Origin of the sequence: Thiomicrospira sp. ALE5, from assembly GCF_900112445.1 — a bacterium.
Taxonomy (GTDB): Bacteria; Pseudomonadota; Gammaproteobacteria; order Thiomicrospirales; family Thiomicrospiraceae; genus Thiomicrospira.
Map to the genome: position 1 here is coordinate 1 of NZ_FOYY01000004.1, position 16068 is coordinate 16068.

The window sequence follows — 16068 nt, forward strand, 5'->3', positions numbered from 1 at the left end:
TTCGGTATTAACGTACGTTTCCATACGGTATCCCCAACCAAAGGGCAGATTCCCATGCATTACTCACCCGTCCGCCACTCGTCAGCAAGAGCAAGCTCTTCTGTTACCGTTCGACTTGCATGTGTTAGGCCTGCCGCCAGCGTTCATTCTGAGCCAGGATCAAACTCTTCAGTTTAATCTTGAACATATATAAACACTCGGAATTGACAAAGTTAACATGGAAGAATTACTTCTACCTATACTTACATTTGTCGTTTCGAGTTAATTTTTGCAGATACTCATTCAAGCACTTCCACATAAATTATCTCTGAATTACCTACTTTTTAAAGAACTTCTTTCTAACTTTACCAAACCAACATATCGTCGCTTGGAAGCCCGCTATTATAACCAGGCCTGCGTTTTAGTGTCAATATTTATTTTCAAATATCTTTTCACTCAAACCGCTTGTTTCTTCACTTCTTAGCGCATCGCTTCGAAGTGAGGCGTATTCTACAGACTCCCCGCTTCCTTGCAACTCTTTTTTTAGATTTTTTTAATAAATTTTAATTTTCTTTTTTATCAACAGTATTTACCTGAGTTAATAACAGACTTACCCACAGCTACATCATCACCACGTCAAAATATTCTGGAGGATAGCTACTTTCAGCTTGAAATCTTATTGATTTACCCAAAAAGGCCTCCAGAGCAGCAACACTATCAGATTCCTCGTCAAGAATTCTGGCCACTACACTTTCTGCAGCAATAACACGGTAGCGCTCGGCATTAAAAGATTTATCCATACGGGTTATCTCCCTGAATATCTCATAGCCTACTGTTTCAGCCGTTTTAACTACTCCACGTCCATGACACATAGGGCAAGGCTCACACAATGTCCGCTCTAAGGATTCGCGGGTACGTTTACGGGTCATTTCAATTAAACCTAATCGCGATATTTCACTTATCGACGTTTTCACCCGATCTTGCATCAATGCTTTTTGCAGACTTTCATAAACGTGCTTCTTGTGTTCATCATCCTCCATATCAATCAGGTCAAGGATAATAATGCCACCAAGGTTGCGCAGCCTTAACTGTCTTGCAATCGCTTGCGTTGCCTCAAGGTTAGTGCGATAAATAGTTTCCTCTAGATTCTTATGACCGACAAACCCGCCAGTATTCACATCTATTGTGGTCATCGCTTCAGTTTGATCAATGATGAGATAACCACCCGACTTGAGCATCACTTTCTTTTCAAGTGCGGTTTGAATTTCATCTTCTATGTTATATAAATCGAATATGGGACGATCACCCTGATAATGACCAATCTTATCTGTTATTTCAAGTGAATACATCTTGGCAAAACTTTTCATCTTCTGAAAGGTTTCGGCAGAATCCACACGGATTTTTTCAATACCCTCTTTCGGTACATCACGCAAGATACGTAGGTAGAGTGGCAAGTCTTCATAGACAAGTCGCGGCTTTTTCGATTCAACAGCTCTATGACTTGCCTGCTTCCATAGCTGCTGCAAAAACATGACGTCAGCCCGAAGTTCGTGAAAATCTGCGTTTTCTGCAACCGTTCTCACAATAAAACCACCCGAAGACGGAGAAGATTCCGGAATCAACTTCACCATCTCACGCAAGCGCTCACGCTCGACAGATGAATCTATTTTTTGTGACACACCCACATTTTGCTCATCTGGCATGTAAACCAATAAACGCGATGCGATCGAAACCTGCATCGTTACCCTAGCCCCCTTGGTACCTAATGGGTCTTTTACGACCTGAACCAAAACACGCTGCCCTTCATAAAGCAGCCGACCAATATCTTCGGGATCGTCAGGACTGCGAGCTGATACTAATGCTTGCGTCACATCCGAAACATGTAAAAAAGCGGCTCTAGTTAAACCTATATCAATAAACGCAGCTTGCATGCCAGGTAGAACACGATCGATACGCCCCAGATAAATGTTGCCTACTAAACCACGCTTTTTATTGCGCTCAACCCAAATTTCTTGCAACACACCATTTTCAATCCAAGCAACCCGGGTTTCATTGGGTGTGATATTAACTAAAACCTTCTGTTCATCGTTCATGAATTGTTATCTTATTTTGTAGAGCTAGAGTTATATATTGGGAAGCCGGCACGAACCAATAGTTCGCTTGTTTCAAATAGTGGCAATCCCATTACACCAGAATAACTACCGTTAATGTTATTAATAAATTGTGCTGCTACGCCCTGTATCGCATACCCACCCGCTTTACCCTGCCACTCATTAGTAGCCAAATAATGTGAAACCTGGGTTTCAGTCAGTTTAGTAAAGGTTACCTTGGTCAAGCACAAGTCAGAAAAAACCTCGCCTTGATGAATAACTGCAACAGCTGACATCACTTGATGGGTTTTTCCAGACAGCTTGGTTAAATAATCACGTGCTTGCAGTTGATTTCTGGGTTTACCCAATACAACCCCCTCTAATTCAACCAAGGTATCGCCACCCATCACCCAAATATCATGTCCCTCTAATTTGTTATAGCCTGCAAAAGCTTTTTCAATTGCCATACGCATCACAAATGATCGCGGCGATTCATTAGGCAATGCCACCTCCTCAATCGGTGCGTCCACGACTTTAGCCGACAAACCAAGTTGGTTTAGCAGCGCTAAACGCCTTGGTGACCCCGAGGCTAAAAAAAGCTTATCCGCCATCTCTTTTACACTAGACACCTTTATTAACCTTTAAAATTTAATCTTGATGACGGCCATTTTACCCAAAACGACAGGCACATAAACGCAAACTATGAATAAGCTGCATGTCAACCATAATCACTATGCTAAAATCTGCTTTTTAATTTACATACATATGACTATGAAAACATCCCAATTATTACTAGCCACAACCCGTGAAACCCCAGCTGATGCTGAAGTCATCAGCCATCAATTAATGATTCGCGCAGGCATAATCCGCCGCCTAGCCGGTGGTCTTTATACTTGGCTGCCATTGGGTGTTCGCGTGCTACGCAACATTGAACAGATCATTCGCGAAGAAATGAATCGTGCAGGCGCACAAGAAGTATTAATGCCAGTGGTTCAACCGTCTGAACTTTGGGAAGAATCAGGACGCTGGCAACAATATGGACCAGAGTTACTGCGCATTAAGGATCGACACCAACGCGACTTTTGCCTAGGTCCAACTCATGAAGAAGTCATCACCGATATGGTGCGCAAAGAAATTCGCAGCTACAAACAGTTGCCAGCCAATTACTACCAAATTCAAACCAAATTTCGTGATGAAATTAGACCTCGTTTTGGCGTGATGCGCTCCCGTGAATTTATTATGAAGGACGCCTACTCATTCCACTTAAATCGTGAATGTTTAGAACAAACCTATCAAGTCATGTATGACACCTATCATCGTATCTTTGAACGTATTGGACTGGATTTTCGTGCCGTTCAAGCCGACACGGGATCGATTGGTGGCGATGGCTCACATGAGTTTCACGTTTTGGCTGATTCTGGTGAAGATGCGATTGCGTTTTCATCCGCGAGCGATTTTGCAGCCAATATTGAACTGGCTGAAGCGCTTGCACCTACTGGCCCACGCCCATTACCCTCTCAAGCCTTAACAGAGGTCGCCACACCAAACATCCACAGTATTGAAGACGTGTGTCAATTTTTATCCGTTCAAGCTAGTCAAACCCTTAAAACCTTACTGGTACTGGGTGCCAATGAAGATAACCCCGTCATTGCCTTGGTTTTACGTGGTGATCACGAAGTGAACGACATTAAAGTCGAAAAACATCCACTAGTCGCAAGCCCTATGACGTTTGCTTCTGCGGATCAAATCAAACAAGTGTGCGGTTGTGATGCGGGTTCAATTGGCCCGGTGGGTTTAACCATTCCTATGGTAGTTGATCGTGCAGCCGCTCACTGTGCTGACTTTGTATGTGGTGCAAATAAAAGCGGCTTCCATTTAACTGGTGTTAACTGGGATCGAGATGTGCAACCAGGCCTGGTGACCGATATCCGAAATATCGTTGAAGGGGATCCAAGTCCGGATGGCAAAGGTGAAATTCAAATCAAACGGGGGATTGAGGTCGGGCACATCTTTCAATTGGGTGACAAGTACTCTAAGGCGCTCAATGCCAATGTATTGAATGAACATAGTCGCGCTCAGATTTTAGAAATGGGTTGTTATGGTATTGGAGTGACCCGCGTTATTGCGGCTGCGATTGAACAAAACCATGATGACAAAGGCATTATTTGGCCAGACGCTATCGCGCCCTTCCAAGTTTGCATTGTACCCATGCAGATGCATAAGTCACCACGCGTTGCCAAGGCAGTAGAACAACTTTATGACAGCTTGCAAAAACAAGGCGTGAGTGTGTTACTTGATGATCGTGATGAACGCCCAGGCGTCATGTTCAATGACATGGAGCTGATTGGTATCCCGCATCGTATTGTTATTGGTGAGCGTGGATTAGATCAACAACAGATTGAATATAAGCATCGACGCGACGCCGAACCTCAGAATATTGCTGAAGCTGAATTTATATCGTTCTTAATGGCTCAGTTAAACAAATAAACTCAATCGTTTATTGCTCATTTGCCCCACTTTTATAACCGGTTTATTTAAAGTGGGGATCCTTACCAAACAAACTCGTTGCTTCTGCATCGGGCATCCAACCAATCCGACTTCTTACCTTGAGCGACTGATAGTTTCTCACTATGGGCATAATGGTCAACATACCCACTATACGTTGTGACCAGCTCCACCCAATTGCCGAAGGGTGACGTGACCACCATTGATTATTCACCCCAAAATGCTGCGTTTTAAAAATCAAATGCACGGCTAAACGCCAATATTGCAACTTATTCAACACCTACCTCCAATTCAAATAATGGCTGGTTTTCTTTAAATACGGTCGAACCCGCGTTCACGATGAGTTGTTTGATTCTACCCTGCTGGGGTGCGCGAACATGATAATAATTTAACCAGGTCTGGTGTGCGGCCAATTTCGCTTCAGCTATGGCTAAATTGGCTTTTGCAACCGCAAAATCGCGTTGCGCTTGTTGATAGGGCCTTTGGGCAATAACTGTTCTATCAAATAAGTCTTCAACATTGGCCATTTCAATTTCAGCATCTGTAAAGAGTGCTGCCGCACGATCACGCTTTGCTTCCAGCATACGTAAGCGTGCTTGATATTCACGATCATCAATGACCAAAATTAAATCACCTTGGTTAACCTGGCTGCCTTCTGGATGTAAAACTTGCATTACTTGGCCTGAAACCAGTGAACCCACCACCAATGTTTGTGCATGAACCGTTAGTGCAAATGCACTCAAAGTTACCAAAAAACCTACCGCAACAACACGCTGACATAAATCGGCTAACTTAATCATTTGTTGATTCCTTAACCATCTGATCAAAATTTAATAAATCTTCCGCACCCAATAATAGATTTAACTGTGACCACAAGAGCACTTTACGAAAACGAAAAGCTAGTTCATCTAAGTCAGATTGTGAAATTTCTACTAATGCATTGCCAAAGTCCGCTTGCAACTCATTTTCATACAAGGCGCGAGCCAAATCAAAGTTCACATGAGCGAAATTCTGATTCTCTTTTATTGCTTGCTCTTCGACAGCAAGCAAGCTTAACTCAAAATATAATTCTGTCAGTTGATTTCGTAATAACTGTGCCTGTTGATCATAATCCGCTTGAGCCAGCGAAACATTTGCCATTGCTTTATCTACATGGGTCTGCGTAAGACCACTGTCATAAAGCGGGACTTCGAGGATTAATCCAGCCTCCCAGCGACCTTCTCGCAATCTAGGATAACTTGATAGTTGCCCAACTCTTGCTTCTGCACGAATAAGTGGTCTTTGCCCGTAACGCGCAAAATCCACACGCTGCTGCTTAGCTTGTTGGGTAAAATTTAAGGCTCGAAGTAACGGGTTTTGAGCCTCTAAACGCTGTTGATATGTATCCAAGGATTCTAACTGGGTAGGCAACTTGATTTCTCGCGGCACTTCGACACGCGGTACGATGGTTGCCCCAAGGCCTAATGCATTTCCTAAGCGCATTCTAGCTTGACGCATGCCCAATTGAGCTTGTTGCCGGGCCAAAAACGCAGCTTGATAATCACGCCGAGACTCGGTTAACCTTTGCTCAGAAACTCGATCAAGCGCAAAGTCTTCTTCTACTCTATCTAGCGTAACAAAGGCAATCGCCATGGCTTCGTTCTTAACACGATAATGCAAATCGGCCAATAAAACATCAAAAACACCCTGCATAAGTGCCCAACGATACTGTAGCGTGTAATAGTGCTTTAATTGTTCATTGGCAGATGACTCTATAGCAAGTGCCGACAATAACTGATCATGTCGACCAAAATCATACAATGGGGCAGAAAAAGATAACGCGGCTAGATTAAAGTCTTGACGCTCATTCATAAACTCACGCTGCCCTAATCGACCAACAAAGCCAATGTTTAAGCCCTGCTGAGCAGAAGCTTCGGCTTGCTTAGCATCGTTCAATGCCTGAAGTGCTTGCTGCCTCACGAAAGCGGGACTGGCCTCAACTGACCAATTGAGTGCATCATCTAATGTAAATGGATTAGGTAGCATACTCTGGTCAGCTTGGGCCGGCGCAACCATTGAAGCTGATAATAGTAAGACGACTAACAGTGCTTTCATCTGCAGCCTCAAAATGCGTCTGCTTGGCGTCTAAACCGGTTAAAGTTCATCTCTTTATGATGGCCTTCCACCACAAAACGTCCGAAAAGCAAAAACTCTTCTTTACTACGCGTCGGCCCTGTAAAACGTGCTACTGGTTCACCGTTCAAATCAAAAATAATCATAACAGGCGTTGCTCTGACACGAAACTGACGTTCAGCCATTTCTTTTTCAGTGTCAAACTCACGTCCATCAAAATTAGTCACTGGATTAGAACCTTCAATATCAAAGCGGTAGACCTTAAAATGCTCATGAAAATACTCAATCACATCCTGTTCCTGCAGAATCGTTTCTTTCATGCGATGACAAAATGGACAATCATCCATTTCAAAAAAAACAAACACTCCTTTTTTGCCTTCTTCACGTGCTATCTCAAGTTCTTCTAGATAGTTACCGAAGCTGTGATCAAAAAACTCTGCGGCTTTTAGTGGCGCTGCAATCACAAACATGAGTAGCACAGACAAAGTCAAGGTAGTACGCATCAAAAAGCTCCTATGGATTTCGACTCTCAAATTCGGCAATGAAGTTTTCTAACAGCTCACCATCTACCAGGCCTGCACGACCGGCAACAACATGACCACTTGGCGTCACCATATAAGTACTAGGCAATCCGCGCAATGGGCCAAATGGGGTGTGGTTTGCGTTTAAATCTATTTCTTTAAACCTGACTATTGGAAACGTTATCATTAATTCTTCGGTGAAATTATTGATTTTTTCTATAGGGATATTTTCATAATTAACCCCTAGCACAATGGCTTTAGAGTCCTTATGTTCTTCATGAAACAAGGTTAAATCCGGCATCTCTTTAATACAAGGAGGACACCAGGTTGCCCATAGGTTAACCACCACCCACTGACCTCTAAAATCTGACAACATTACCGTGTTACCCTCCATGTCAACAAACTCAACATCCATGGGCTCCGCAATCGCATGACCACTTATAACAAGCAGGCCTGCTAGTACAAAATTACGCCATTTTTTAAAGACACTACTAAGATCTAACTTCACAAAACACTCCTAATATAACTAAAAAAAACTTCAACAAGCTAGCGAGCTAATACCAATTTAGCAAAAGGCAAGGTTAAACGTCGCTGCTCTGCCAATGTGGCCTGCTCGAGCATTTGCAAAACGGCTAACAACTCTTCCAAGCTAGTCGAAAAGCGCTTGATAATGAACTTGGCAACGTCTTTTGGCAAATCAAACCCCCTGATCATCGCATGACGCTGCAAAGCCAAAATCAAATCATCAATCTCTGTTAGCGGATTAAGTTCCACTGGCAGCAAGGTAAACATTGCATCGCGCAATTCCGGCACAGAAGTTGGCCATAAACTCATTGGCATCCGCCCTGATAACAACAGAGGATGTCCCAATGCACTTGATTTAGCTTGTAAATCCTGCAGCGCAATTTGCCAAGCGGGTTGATGAATCACGTGATCTACATCATCTAAGCAAATCAAGTCCATCACTTCTAAACCCTTCAACACATCCGGTATAAGCGGTAAATTTTTATCCTTCAGTGGAAAGTAAACACTACGTCCGCCTCTTAAGGATACGGCTCGAGAAGCCGCTTGTAAAAGGTGTGTTTTGCCAACCGCACTTGCACCATAAAAATAAACGCCCTGATTTAAGCCAGCTGAGTCCGCAGATTGAAGTCGACTCAATGTAAGCGCAACAGACGCATCTGGCGCAACAAAGGTTTCAAAACAGGCCGTATCTGGTAGATTAATTTTAAGGGGTAATTGAATTAACATTAAGATTTAGCTATGCAAATTAAGGTAAATAAAGGTATTGGTATCGCATGTAACTTAGGTTTCTATCATCCACGACCACATTAAGCGGTAAAGCCTGTTCAACGTTACGCAACATGACATCAAGGTCACCACGATAGCGAATTACAAAGCTTGCTGCGCGACCTTCAACTTGTATTAAGCGAATTTGATCGAAAATTAACCTTGATTGGGCTAACTGCTGTTCAAAACTAGTTAGCGTCTTGGCATCGGGTATATCATTTATTTCTAGCCAAAACTCTGACATCAAATCGATGCTGGCATAATAACGTGCTGACTCTTCACGCAACACTCTATCAAATTGGTCTTCAATTAAGCTTTGCAAGGTATCACCTAACGCTAACTCCGACCATACCAGTTGCCCAGTCAATAGATCATAAAACTGGCCCCGTACCTGCACAACTTCACCGACTACTTGAGCCGAAAGAACTAATACGTGACTAGCCGATTGAAACTGTGTTTTTAACTGCTGCAACTGACGCTGATTAAGATTTGAAGGCACTGGCACCAATTCCAAAGAAGAGTAGGTGTTAGTGTCCCGCAAATATATTTGCGGCAAACCAATCATGTCAGGGTAGCCTCTAAAGTCGAGGTCTGGTCTAAAACTTAACCCTTCAGCAGAAAAATCGGCACGAAGACCACTTTGCAACCAATCCCCAAGAACTAGAATAGTTGGACGTTCCGATTCAGGCCATACCGGAATAGTGGCTTGCTGTAACTGCTCAATAACTCTAGCCGAATTAAACTCAACACGAACATTCTGTCCCAATACAACGCCGTCTACTTGTCTATTGACCAGCTGATAATTTCGTACCCAACTTCTTGGTTGTTGTATTAACGCTTGCACCGCTGGGTGCACTGTTATCTCAGGGTTACCTGACAACCTGACCGACAATACTTTAATCGCCTCGGCAAAATAATTATCTAACTCTGCTTGCTGAAAACTTTCGACCTCGATATCGACTGTGTAAAAGTCCTCACTAGCCTGTACAGGGGCAAACACCGGCCAAAACAAGATAAACAAAAACCCATACAACCAGGTAATGTTAGATAAACTTCTCATACGTCTCTCAGAATTTTTAGTTACAATATAATAATGTTTTTAATCAGACCCGTGCGGCAGATTTACAATATTCTGTTGCAAGAATTCATTTAATTAAAGTTAACTTATCAAATTACTATGTCTACAAAACCCTCCCTAAGCTATAAAGATGCCGGCGTTGATATTGATGCTGGTGATGCCCTAGTCCAAGCGATTAAGCCCATTGCTAAAGCCACTGCACGACCTGAAGTAATGGCATCTTTAGGTGGGTTTGGTGCGCTTTTCGAACTGCCCATTAATAAATATAAAAACCCTGTACTTGTATCAGGAACAGATGGTGTAGGTACTAAGCTACGTTTAGCCATAGATACCGACAAGCACGACCAAGTAGGTATTGACTTAGTCGCTATGTGTGTAAATGATCTTATTGTACAAGGTGCCGAACCCTTGTTCTTTCTAGACTATTACGCAACAGGCAAGCTTGATATCCACGTTGCAAAAGATGTTGTAAGTGGCATCGGAGAAGGCTGTCAACAAGCAGGCTGTGCACTTATTGGTGGCGAAACAGCTGAAATGCCGGGAATGTATCCTGTAGGTGACTATGATTTAGCTGGTTTCTGTGTAGGCATAGTTGAAAAAGATCAATTAATTGATGGCTCAAAAGTACAAGCGGGCGATAAATTAATTGGCATCGCCTCGTCAGGCCCCCACTCCAATGGCTATTCATTGGTACGCAAAATCATTGATGTTAGCGGAGCCGATTTAAACCAAGACCTAAACGGCCAAAAACTGATTGATGCATTGATGGCACCCACCAAAATATATGTAAAGTCCCTACTGGAATTACTAAAAACAATTGACATACATGGGCTATCGCACATCACCGGAGGCGGGTTAATTGAAAACCTACCGCGCGTGATGCCCGATAATACCTGCGCTAGGATTAACAGCCAAACTTGGCAGCGACCAGCGGTATTTGATTGGCTACAAGAACAAGGTAACGTTGATAACATTGAAATGCACCGCACCTTTAATTGCGGTATTGGCATGGTAATTATTGTAGCGGCTGATCAGGCTGAATCTGCTTTAGCACAACTCGAAGCGCTTGGCGAAACAGCGTGGATGATTGGTGACATCGTTCACTCTGATACACAACAACCCTATGTAGAACTCAGTTAATTTTGCATGGCTTTTCAAATTGTTGTACTTGTGTCAGGTTTTGGCTCAAATTTACAAGCGCTTATCAATCAAGCCCAGCAAGAACCTGACACCTTCAGTATTCGAGCGGTCATCAGTAATCGAGAACAGGTCTATGCTCTGGAACGTGCGCGTTTAGCCAACATACCTAGTTATGTTATTTCGGCTAAACCGGGTCAAACACGTGATGATTATGACCAAAAATTGAGTCAACAGCTTGACGAGTTACAACCCGACTTGATTGTAATGGCGGGTTTCATGCGTATTCTTTCGGCTAAGTTTACCGACCGATGGCAGCACAAGTTGATTAACATCCACCCCTCACTTTTACCGAAATACCCAGGCTTAAACACCCATCAACGCGCTATTGATGCCGGCGATAGCATACACGGCATCAGCATTCACTATGTGAATGCTGAAGTCGATGGGGGGCCAATAATTGCTCAGGCGTCACTCAACATTACCTCAAATGATAATGCGGAAACACTCGCAGAGCGCATCCATCATCTTGAACACCAACTGCTGCCGGCTGTCGTAACGGCTATCGCAAGTAATAAGATTAGATATAACAGTCATGCTCACCAAGTGATATTTAACCAAAGCCAGCTTATTCAGCCACTCTCACTTGAGATGCTTGCTGACCTCAATTAGCCAACAGGAGTAAACCATGCGTTTATTTCATAAAGTCATCGGACTGCTACTTGTATTCAGTTTGAATACTGCAAACGCGACCAACACGCCTGATTTTGACGCCGAGTTTTCGGTTCGCGTTATGGGTATTAATGTTGGCACTGCCACCCAAAGACTTCAATGTGAAACAGGGTCTTGTATCTTAGAAACGAGTGCCATACCTGATCGCTGGGCACGCCGTCTTGCTAACGAACAAACCCATGAACGTATTAAATTAAACCTAACAACTAATAATCAACTTCGTTGGCTAAGTTACCACAAAACGCTAGAGCGTTATCGAGGTAATACCGCACCACAGGTTACACACTTTTTTTGGGATCAAGCATCAGACCAAATATTAAACCCTGACCGCAATCAAAGCTGGCCTGCTAATGATCAGGCATTTGACATGATCTCGATCATTTATGCATTACGGCAGAACTTGCTTAACGGCCAACCTTACCCGACACTGTTTCTTCAGGAAGACAAGCGCCAGACTCAGATAAATTTTGTAAAAGCCAACCTCGAAACACAGGTTCACACCCAGTTTCGAAGTAACATGAACGCCCGCTTCTATGAATGGGCATCTGAAGATATTCAGGTCAAAATATGGTTGCTTGATGCGTTGGATTTCTTTCCTGGCCGAATCGAACTTACCCATCAGGATAGTAACCGCAGCGTTATTCTTAGTTTACGATCTGAACCCACTTTTTAATGAGATTTAATTCAACATGAAACTTTCCGATCAAGACATTATTAGCGCATTAAAGCAAGGGCGAATCGGCATCGAGCCTGAACCTGCTGCCAACAAAATTAAAGGCATTAGCGTAGATTTACGCTTGGACAATCGATTCCGCGTCTTTAACGATCACACAGCACCTTTTATTGATTTGAGCGGTCCGCGTGAAGAAGTGCAAACACTGCTCGATAAAGTCATGGGCAATGAAATTTTGATCGAGGATGACCAAGCTTTTTTCCTTCACCCTGGCGAATTAGCGCTCGCATCCACCTTTGAATCTATCCGCATTCCTGATGACTTGGTAGGCTGGCTAGATGGTCGTTCAAGCCTTGCACGACTCGGTTTAATGGTACACGTTACCGCTCACCGTATTGATCCAGGTTGGCAAGGACAAATTGTGCTGGAAATTTTTAACAGCGGTAAACTCCCTCTTGCACTTAGACCAGGCATGGATATTTGTGCAATAAACTTTGAAACCTTATCAAGTCCAAGCACTACTCCCTATAACAAACGTGCCGATGCAAAATATCGTAATCAAAACGGTCCCACTGCCAGTCGCATTAACCACGACCAACCTGACGAAAGACAACTTAATTTACTTGGCTAACCCCAATGATATTTGGTTAGCAAGCTAATTCCTGATAAAATTAGTCGGGAATTATTTTAGGGCTTTAACACGGGGCTATTCATGGGACTTATTAGCAAACTACTTGGCAACAATGCCGCACCATCACTTGACGATGAGCAGCGCGTTTTATTTGAACAACATATTGGCCAACTGACTTTCCCCTTAACAGAGCAGTCACTCAATAAATCAAATGCCATTAAAAATATAGCGTTTAAGGATGGACGTCTTTCGTTCGACCTCATTTGGCCTTTTGCTGCAAAAACACTTCACAATCAACTTAATAAAACCATTGAGCAAGCTGCTAGCCAAATTCCAGGGGTGACTCAACTTAGCATCCAACCCATTACACGAATTCAAGCCTATCAAACTCAGCCCAGTGTGGCCGCACTACCCGGTATTAAAAACATTATTGCTGTGGCATCGGGTAAAGGCGGAGTTGGCAAGTCAACGACCAGTGTTAACTTGGCCTTGGCTTTACAGAATCAAGGTGCGAATGTGGGAATTTTAGATGCCGATATTTATGGCCCAAGCATACCGACATTGTTAAAACTAACAGGAAAGCCGCAAACCAGCGATGGCAAGAGTATGGAACCCATGCAAGCTTACGGTCTACAAGCCATGTCTATTGGCTGTCTAATTGAAGAAGATACACCGATGATTTGGCGTGGTCCGATTGTCACACAAACCCTCACTCAATTGCTTAAAGAAACACGCTGGCAAGCACTTGATTTTCTTATTATTGACCTGCCGCCAGGAACGGGAGATGTCCAGCTAACACTTGCACAACAAATTCCGGTCACGGGTGCAATTATCGTTACTACCCCACAAGATCTTGCCTTAATTGATGCCAAAAAAGCGGTTAAGATGTTTGAAAAGGTGAATATTCCTGTGCTTGGCCTTGTCGAAAACATGAGTACTCATATTTGTAGCAACTGTGGCCACGAAGAAGCCATCTTTGGCCATGATGGCGGAGTCAAACTGGCTAAAGAATACAAGATCGATGTACTAGGTCAACTACCACTAAACATTGACATTCGCTTACAAGCCGACTCAGGCTGCCCAACGGTAGCACATGATCCGGCACAGGATTTAGCACAGCGTTACATAAAAATCGCACACAAGCTTGGCGCACAACTGTTGCAGCACCGAAAAAATTACAGCCACGCTTTTCCAAATATCGTAGTACAAAACAGCTAACTCAGCAAAGCCCTATAAAACCCTTTATAATTTGGGGTTTTAAATTTTAAAACGGATAATGTGATGACTCAGGCCAGAAAAATCTTAATTACCAGTGCGCTCCCCTATGCCAATGGCCCAATTCATTTAGGTCATTTAGTTGAATATATCCAAACGGACATCTGGTCGCGCTTTCAAAAACAACGCGGTCACCACTGTATTTATGTCTGTGCCGATGATGCCCATGGCACCCCAATTATGCTACGTGCGCAGTCTGAGGGCATTAGCCCGGAACAGCTGATTGCACGTGTTTCTGAAGAACATCAACGCGACTTTGCCGGTTTTCATATTGAATTTGATCAATATCACAGCACCCACTCAGACGAAAACCGCCATTATTCCAGCTTTATCTATAACCAGCTCAAAGCGAATAATCACATTAGCCGCAAAACCATTAAGCAGGCGTTTGACCCGGAAAAAAACATGTTTTTGCCGGACCGTTTTATCAAAGGCACCTGCCCTAAGTGTGGTGCTGAAGATCAATACGGCGATAACTGCGAAGTCTGCGGCGCGACCTATAGCCCAACCGAACTGAAAAATCCAAAATCAGTCGTGTCCGGTGCGACCCCGATAGAAAAAGACAGTGAACACCTGTTTTTTGAACTCGGCCATTTTGAGCCAATGTTAAAAGACTGGACCCAAGGCGGTCACCTACAAAGCCAAATTGCCAACAAACTCAATGAGTGGTTTGAGTCCGGCCTGCAAAAATGGGACATCAGCCGTGATGCGCCTTACTTTGGTTTTGAAATACCCGGCGAAGACAATAAATTCTTCTATGTATGGCTAGATGCACCGATTGGGTATTTGGCATCATTTAAAAAATACTGCGACAGGAACCAAGTCAACTTTGATGACTACTGGGCCAAAGATTCTGACGCGGAGCTGTATCATTTTATCGGCAAAGACATCGTCTATTTCCACGCCCTGTTCTTCCCGGCGATGTTAGCCGGTGCCGGTTTTAGAACGCCTTCGGCGATTTTCGCCCATGGTTTCTTGACGGTAGATGGCGCGAAAATGTCCAAGTCGCGTGGCACCTTTATTATGGCCAGCACCTATTTAAAACACCTTAACCCGGAGTATCTGCGCTATTACTTTGCCACCAAGCTCAATAGTCGCATTGACGACCTTGACTTAAATCTGGACGACTTTGTTCAGCGGGTTAACTCAGACCTGATTGGCAAAGTGGTCAATATCGCCAGCCGCTGCGCCGGATTTGTCAGCAAACGCTTTGATGGCAAGCTCAACCAGGCCTGGTCATCCGAGGCACAAGCGCTATTCCAACAGTTTGCCGATCAAGGTGACGCCATTGCCGAACTTTATGAAAAACGTGAATATGGTCAAGCGATGCGAGACATTATGGCGCTGGCCGATAAGGCCAATGAATATATTGCCGAAACCGCCCCCTGGGTTCTAGCCAAACAAGAAGGCAAGGATGCTGAATTGCATGAATCGGTCAGTTTAGGCTTAAACCTATTCCGTGTGCTGATGATTTATCTTGCCCCGGTCTTGCCGGAAACCGCGCAAAAAGCACGCGAATTCTTTAACGAAAACGTATGGGACTGGAGCTCGGCCAATACACCTTTATTAGGCCACCAGATTCAAACTTACCAAGCCCTATTAACGCGTTTAGATATGACACAGGTAGACAAAATGCTCGAAGATTCAAAACAAACCTTACAGGCTACACAACAACCTGCGGCTGATAGTGCTATCGACCCGATTGCACCAGAAATCACCATTGACGACTTTGCTAAAATTGATCTACGCATCGCCAAGATTGTCAATGCCGAAGCGGTTCCGGAAGCGAACAAGCTACTGAAACTGACGCTTGATATTGGCCTGGGCGAACGCCAAGTATTTGCCGGCATTAAATCCGCCTATGAACCCGAAGACTTAATTGGTAAACTCACCGTCATGGTCGCCAATCTTGCACCGCGTAAAATGCGCTTTGGATTATCTGGGGGCATGGTGCTGGCAGCAGGCCCGGGTGGCAAGGACCTGTTTATCCTTAACCCGGATGACGGCGCTCAACCGGGCATGCGCGTTAAATAATTAGAGACGCT

16 protein-coding genes and 1 rRNA gene are annotated in these 16068 nt (G+C 43.9%); 7 read left to right on the forward strand and 10 right to left on the reverse strand.

The window, feature by feature from the left end; translation table 11 throughout:
• The 3 genes from BM293_RS06710 to BM293_RS06720 all read right to left on the reverse strand — a co-directional run.
• Positions 1 to 175, reverse strand: a 16S ribosomal RNA gene (locus BM293_RS06710); the annotation flags it as partial.
• A 424-nt stretch (positions 176 to 599) separates the two neighbouring features.
• Positions 600 to 2072 (reverse strand): ribonuclease G, encoded by a 1473-nt coding sequence (rng, locus tag BM293_RS06715; protein WP_093447897.1) that lies wholly within the window; start codon positions 2070 to 2072, stop codon positions 600 to 602.
• Positions 2073 to 2083: 11 nt separating this feature from the next.
• Positions 2084 to 2698 (reverse strand): Maf family protein, encoded by a 615-nt coding sequence (locus BM293_RS06720; RefSeq protein ID WP_093447899.1) that lies wholly within the window; start codon positions 2696 to 2698, stop codon positions 2084 to 2086.
• Positions 2699 to 2840: 142 nt separating this feature from the next.
• On the opposite strand from BM293_RS06720, the gene BM293_RS06725 reads away from it, so the two are divergent.
• A complete protein-coding gene (locus BM293_RS06725; protein WP_093448534.1) occupies positions 2841 to 4556 on the forward strand; it encodes a proline--tRNA ligase in 1716 nt (571 codons plus the stop codon).
• Between the two features lie 43 nt (positions 4557 to 4599).
• Here the strand turns inward: BM293_RS06725 and BM293_RS06730 are convergent, their stop codons facing one another.
• From BM293_RS06730 to BM293_RS06760, 7 genes are read right to left on the reverse strand one after another with little or no spacing between them, the layout of a single operon-like run.
• Positions 4600 to 4851: a hypothetical protein gene (locus BM293_RS06730; protein ID WP_093447900.1), complete on the reverse strand. Its 252-nt coding sequence runs from the start codon at positions 4849 to 4851 to the stop codon at positions 4600 to 4602.
• Positions 4844 to 5374: an efflux RND transporter periplasmic adaptor subunit gene (locus BM293_RS06735; RefSeq protein ID WP_093447902.1), complete on the reverse strand. Its 531-nt coding sequence runs from the start codon at positions 5372 to 5374 to the stop codon at positions 4844 to 4846. The genes BM293_RS06730 and BM293_RS06735 overlap by 8 nt, the downstream gene beginning before the upstream one ends.
• On the reverse strand, positions 5367 to 6668 hold the full coding sequence (locus BM293_RS06740) for a TolC family protein (RefSeq protein WP_093447903.1): 1302 nt from the start codon (positions 6666 to 6668) through the stop codon (positions 5367 to 5369). Before BM293_RS06740 ends, BM293_RS06735 begins: the two co-directional genes overlap by 8 nt.
• An 8-nt stretch (positions 6669 to 6676) precedes the next feature.
• Entirely contained in the window at positions 6677 to 7189 is a 513-nt protein-coding gene (locus BM293_RS06745) for a thioredoxin family protein (RefSeq protein ID WP_093447905.1), read from the reverse strand.
• 10 nt (positions 7190 to 7199) lie between these two features.
• Positions 7200 to 7715, reverse strand: coding sequence for a TlpA family protein disulfide reductase (locus BM293_RS06750; protein ID WP_093447907.1), 516 nt, complete (start codon positions 7713 to 7715; stop codon positions 7200 to 7202).
• Positions 7716 to 7753: 38 nt separating this feature from the next.
• Positions 7754 to 8458 carry an HdaA/DnaA family protein gene (locus BM293_RS06755; protein WP_093447908.1) on the reverse strand — a complete coding sequence of 235 codons (705 nt, stop codon included), beginning with the start codon at positions 8456 to 8458 and terminating at the stop codon, positions 7754 to 7756.
• Between the two features lie 19 nt (positions 8459 to 8477).
• On the reverse strand, positions 8478 to 9557 hold the full coding sequence (locus BM293_RS06760; RefSeq protein WP_093447909.1) for a DUF2066 domain-containing protein: 1080 nt from the start codon (positions 9555 to 9557) through the stop codon (positions 8478 to 8480).
• A 117-nt stretch (positions 9558 to 9674) separates the two neighbouring features.
• Between BM293_RS06760 and purM the strand changes: the two genes are divergently transcribed.
• From purM to metG, 6 genes are all read left to right on the forward strand, one after another.
• Complete coding sequence (gene purM / locus BM293_RS06765) at positions 9675 to 10715, forward strand: phosphoribosylformylglycinamidine cyclo-ligase (protein ID WP_093447911.1); 1041 nt, start codon at positions 9675 to 9677, stop codon at positions 10713 to 10715.
• Between the two features lie 6 nt (positions 10716 to 10721).
• On the forward strand, positions 10722 to 11384 hold the full coding sequence (gene purN / locus BM293_RS06770) for a phosphoribosylglycinamide formyltransferase (RefSeq protein ID WP_093447912.1): 663 nt from the start codon (positions 10722 to 10724) through the stop codon (positions 11382 to 11384).
• 16 nt (positions 11385 to 11400) lie between these two features.
• Positions 11401 to 12117: a DUF3108 domain-containing protein gene (locus BM293_RS06775; RefSeq protein ID WP_093447914.1), complete on the forward strand. Its 717-nt coding sequence runs from the start codon at positions 11401 to 11403 to the stop codon at positions 12115 to 12117.
• Between the two features lie 16 nt (positions 12118 to 12133).
• On the forward strand, positions 12134 to 12748 hold the full coding sequence (dcd, locus tag BM293_RS06780) for a dCTP deaminase (protein ID WP_093447915.1): 615 nt from the start codon (positions 12134 to 12136) through the stop codon (positions 12746 to 12748).
• 81 nt (positions 12749 to 12829) lie between these two features.
• Positions 12830 to 13966, forward strand: coding sequence for an iron-sulfur cluster carrier protein ApbC (apbC, locus tag BM293_RS06785; protein WP_093447916.1), 1137 nt, complete (start codon positions 12830 to 12832; stop codon positions 13964 to 13966).
• Positions 13967 to 14029: 63 nt separating this feature from the next.
• Positions 14030 to 16057, forward strand: a complete 2028-nt coding sequence (gene metG / locus BM293_RS06790) for a methionine--tRNA ligase (protein WP_093447918.1) — start codon at positions 14030 to 14032, stop codon at positions 16055 to 16057.
• Positions 16058 to 16068: the final 11 nt, after the last annotated feature.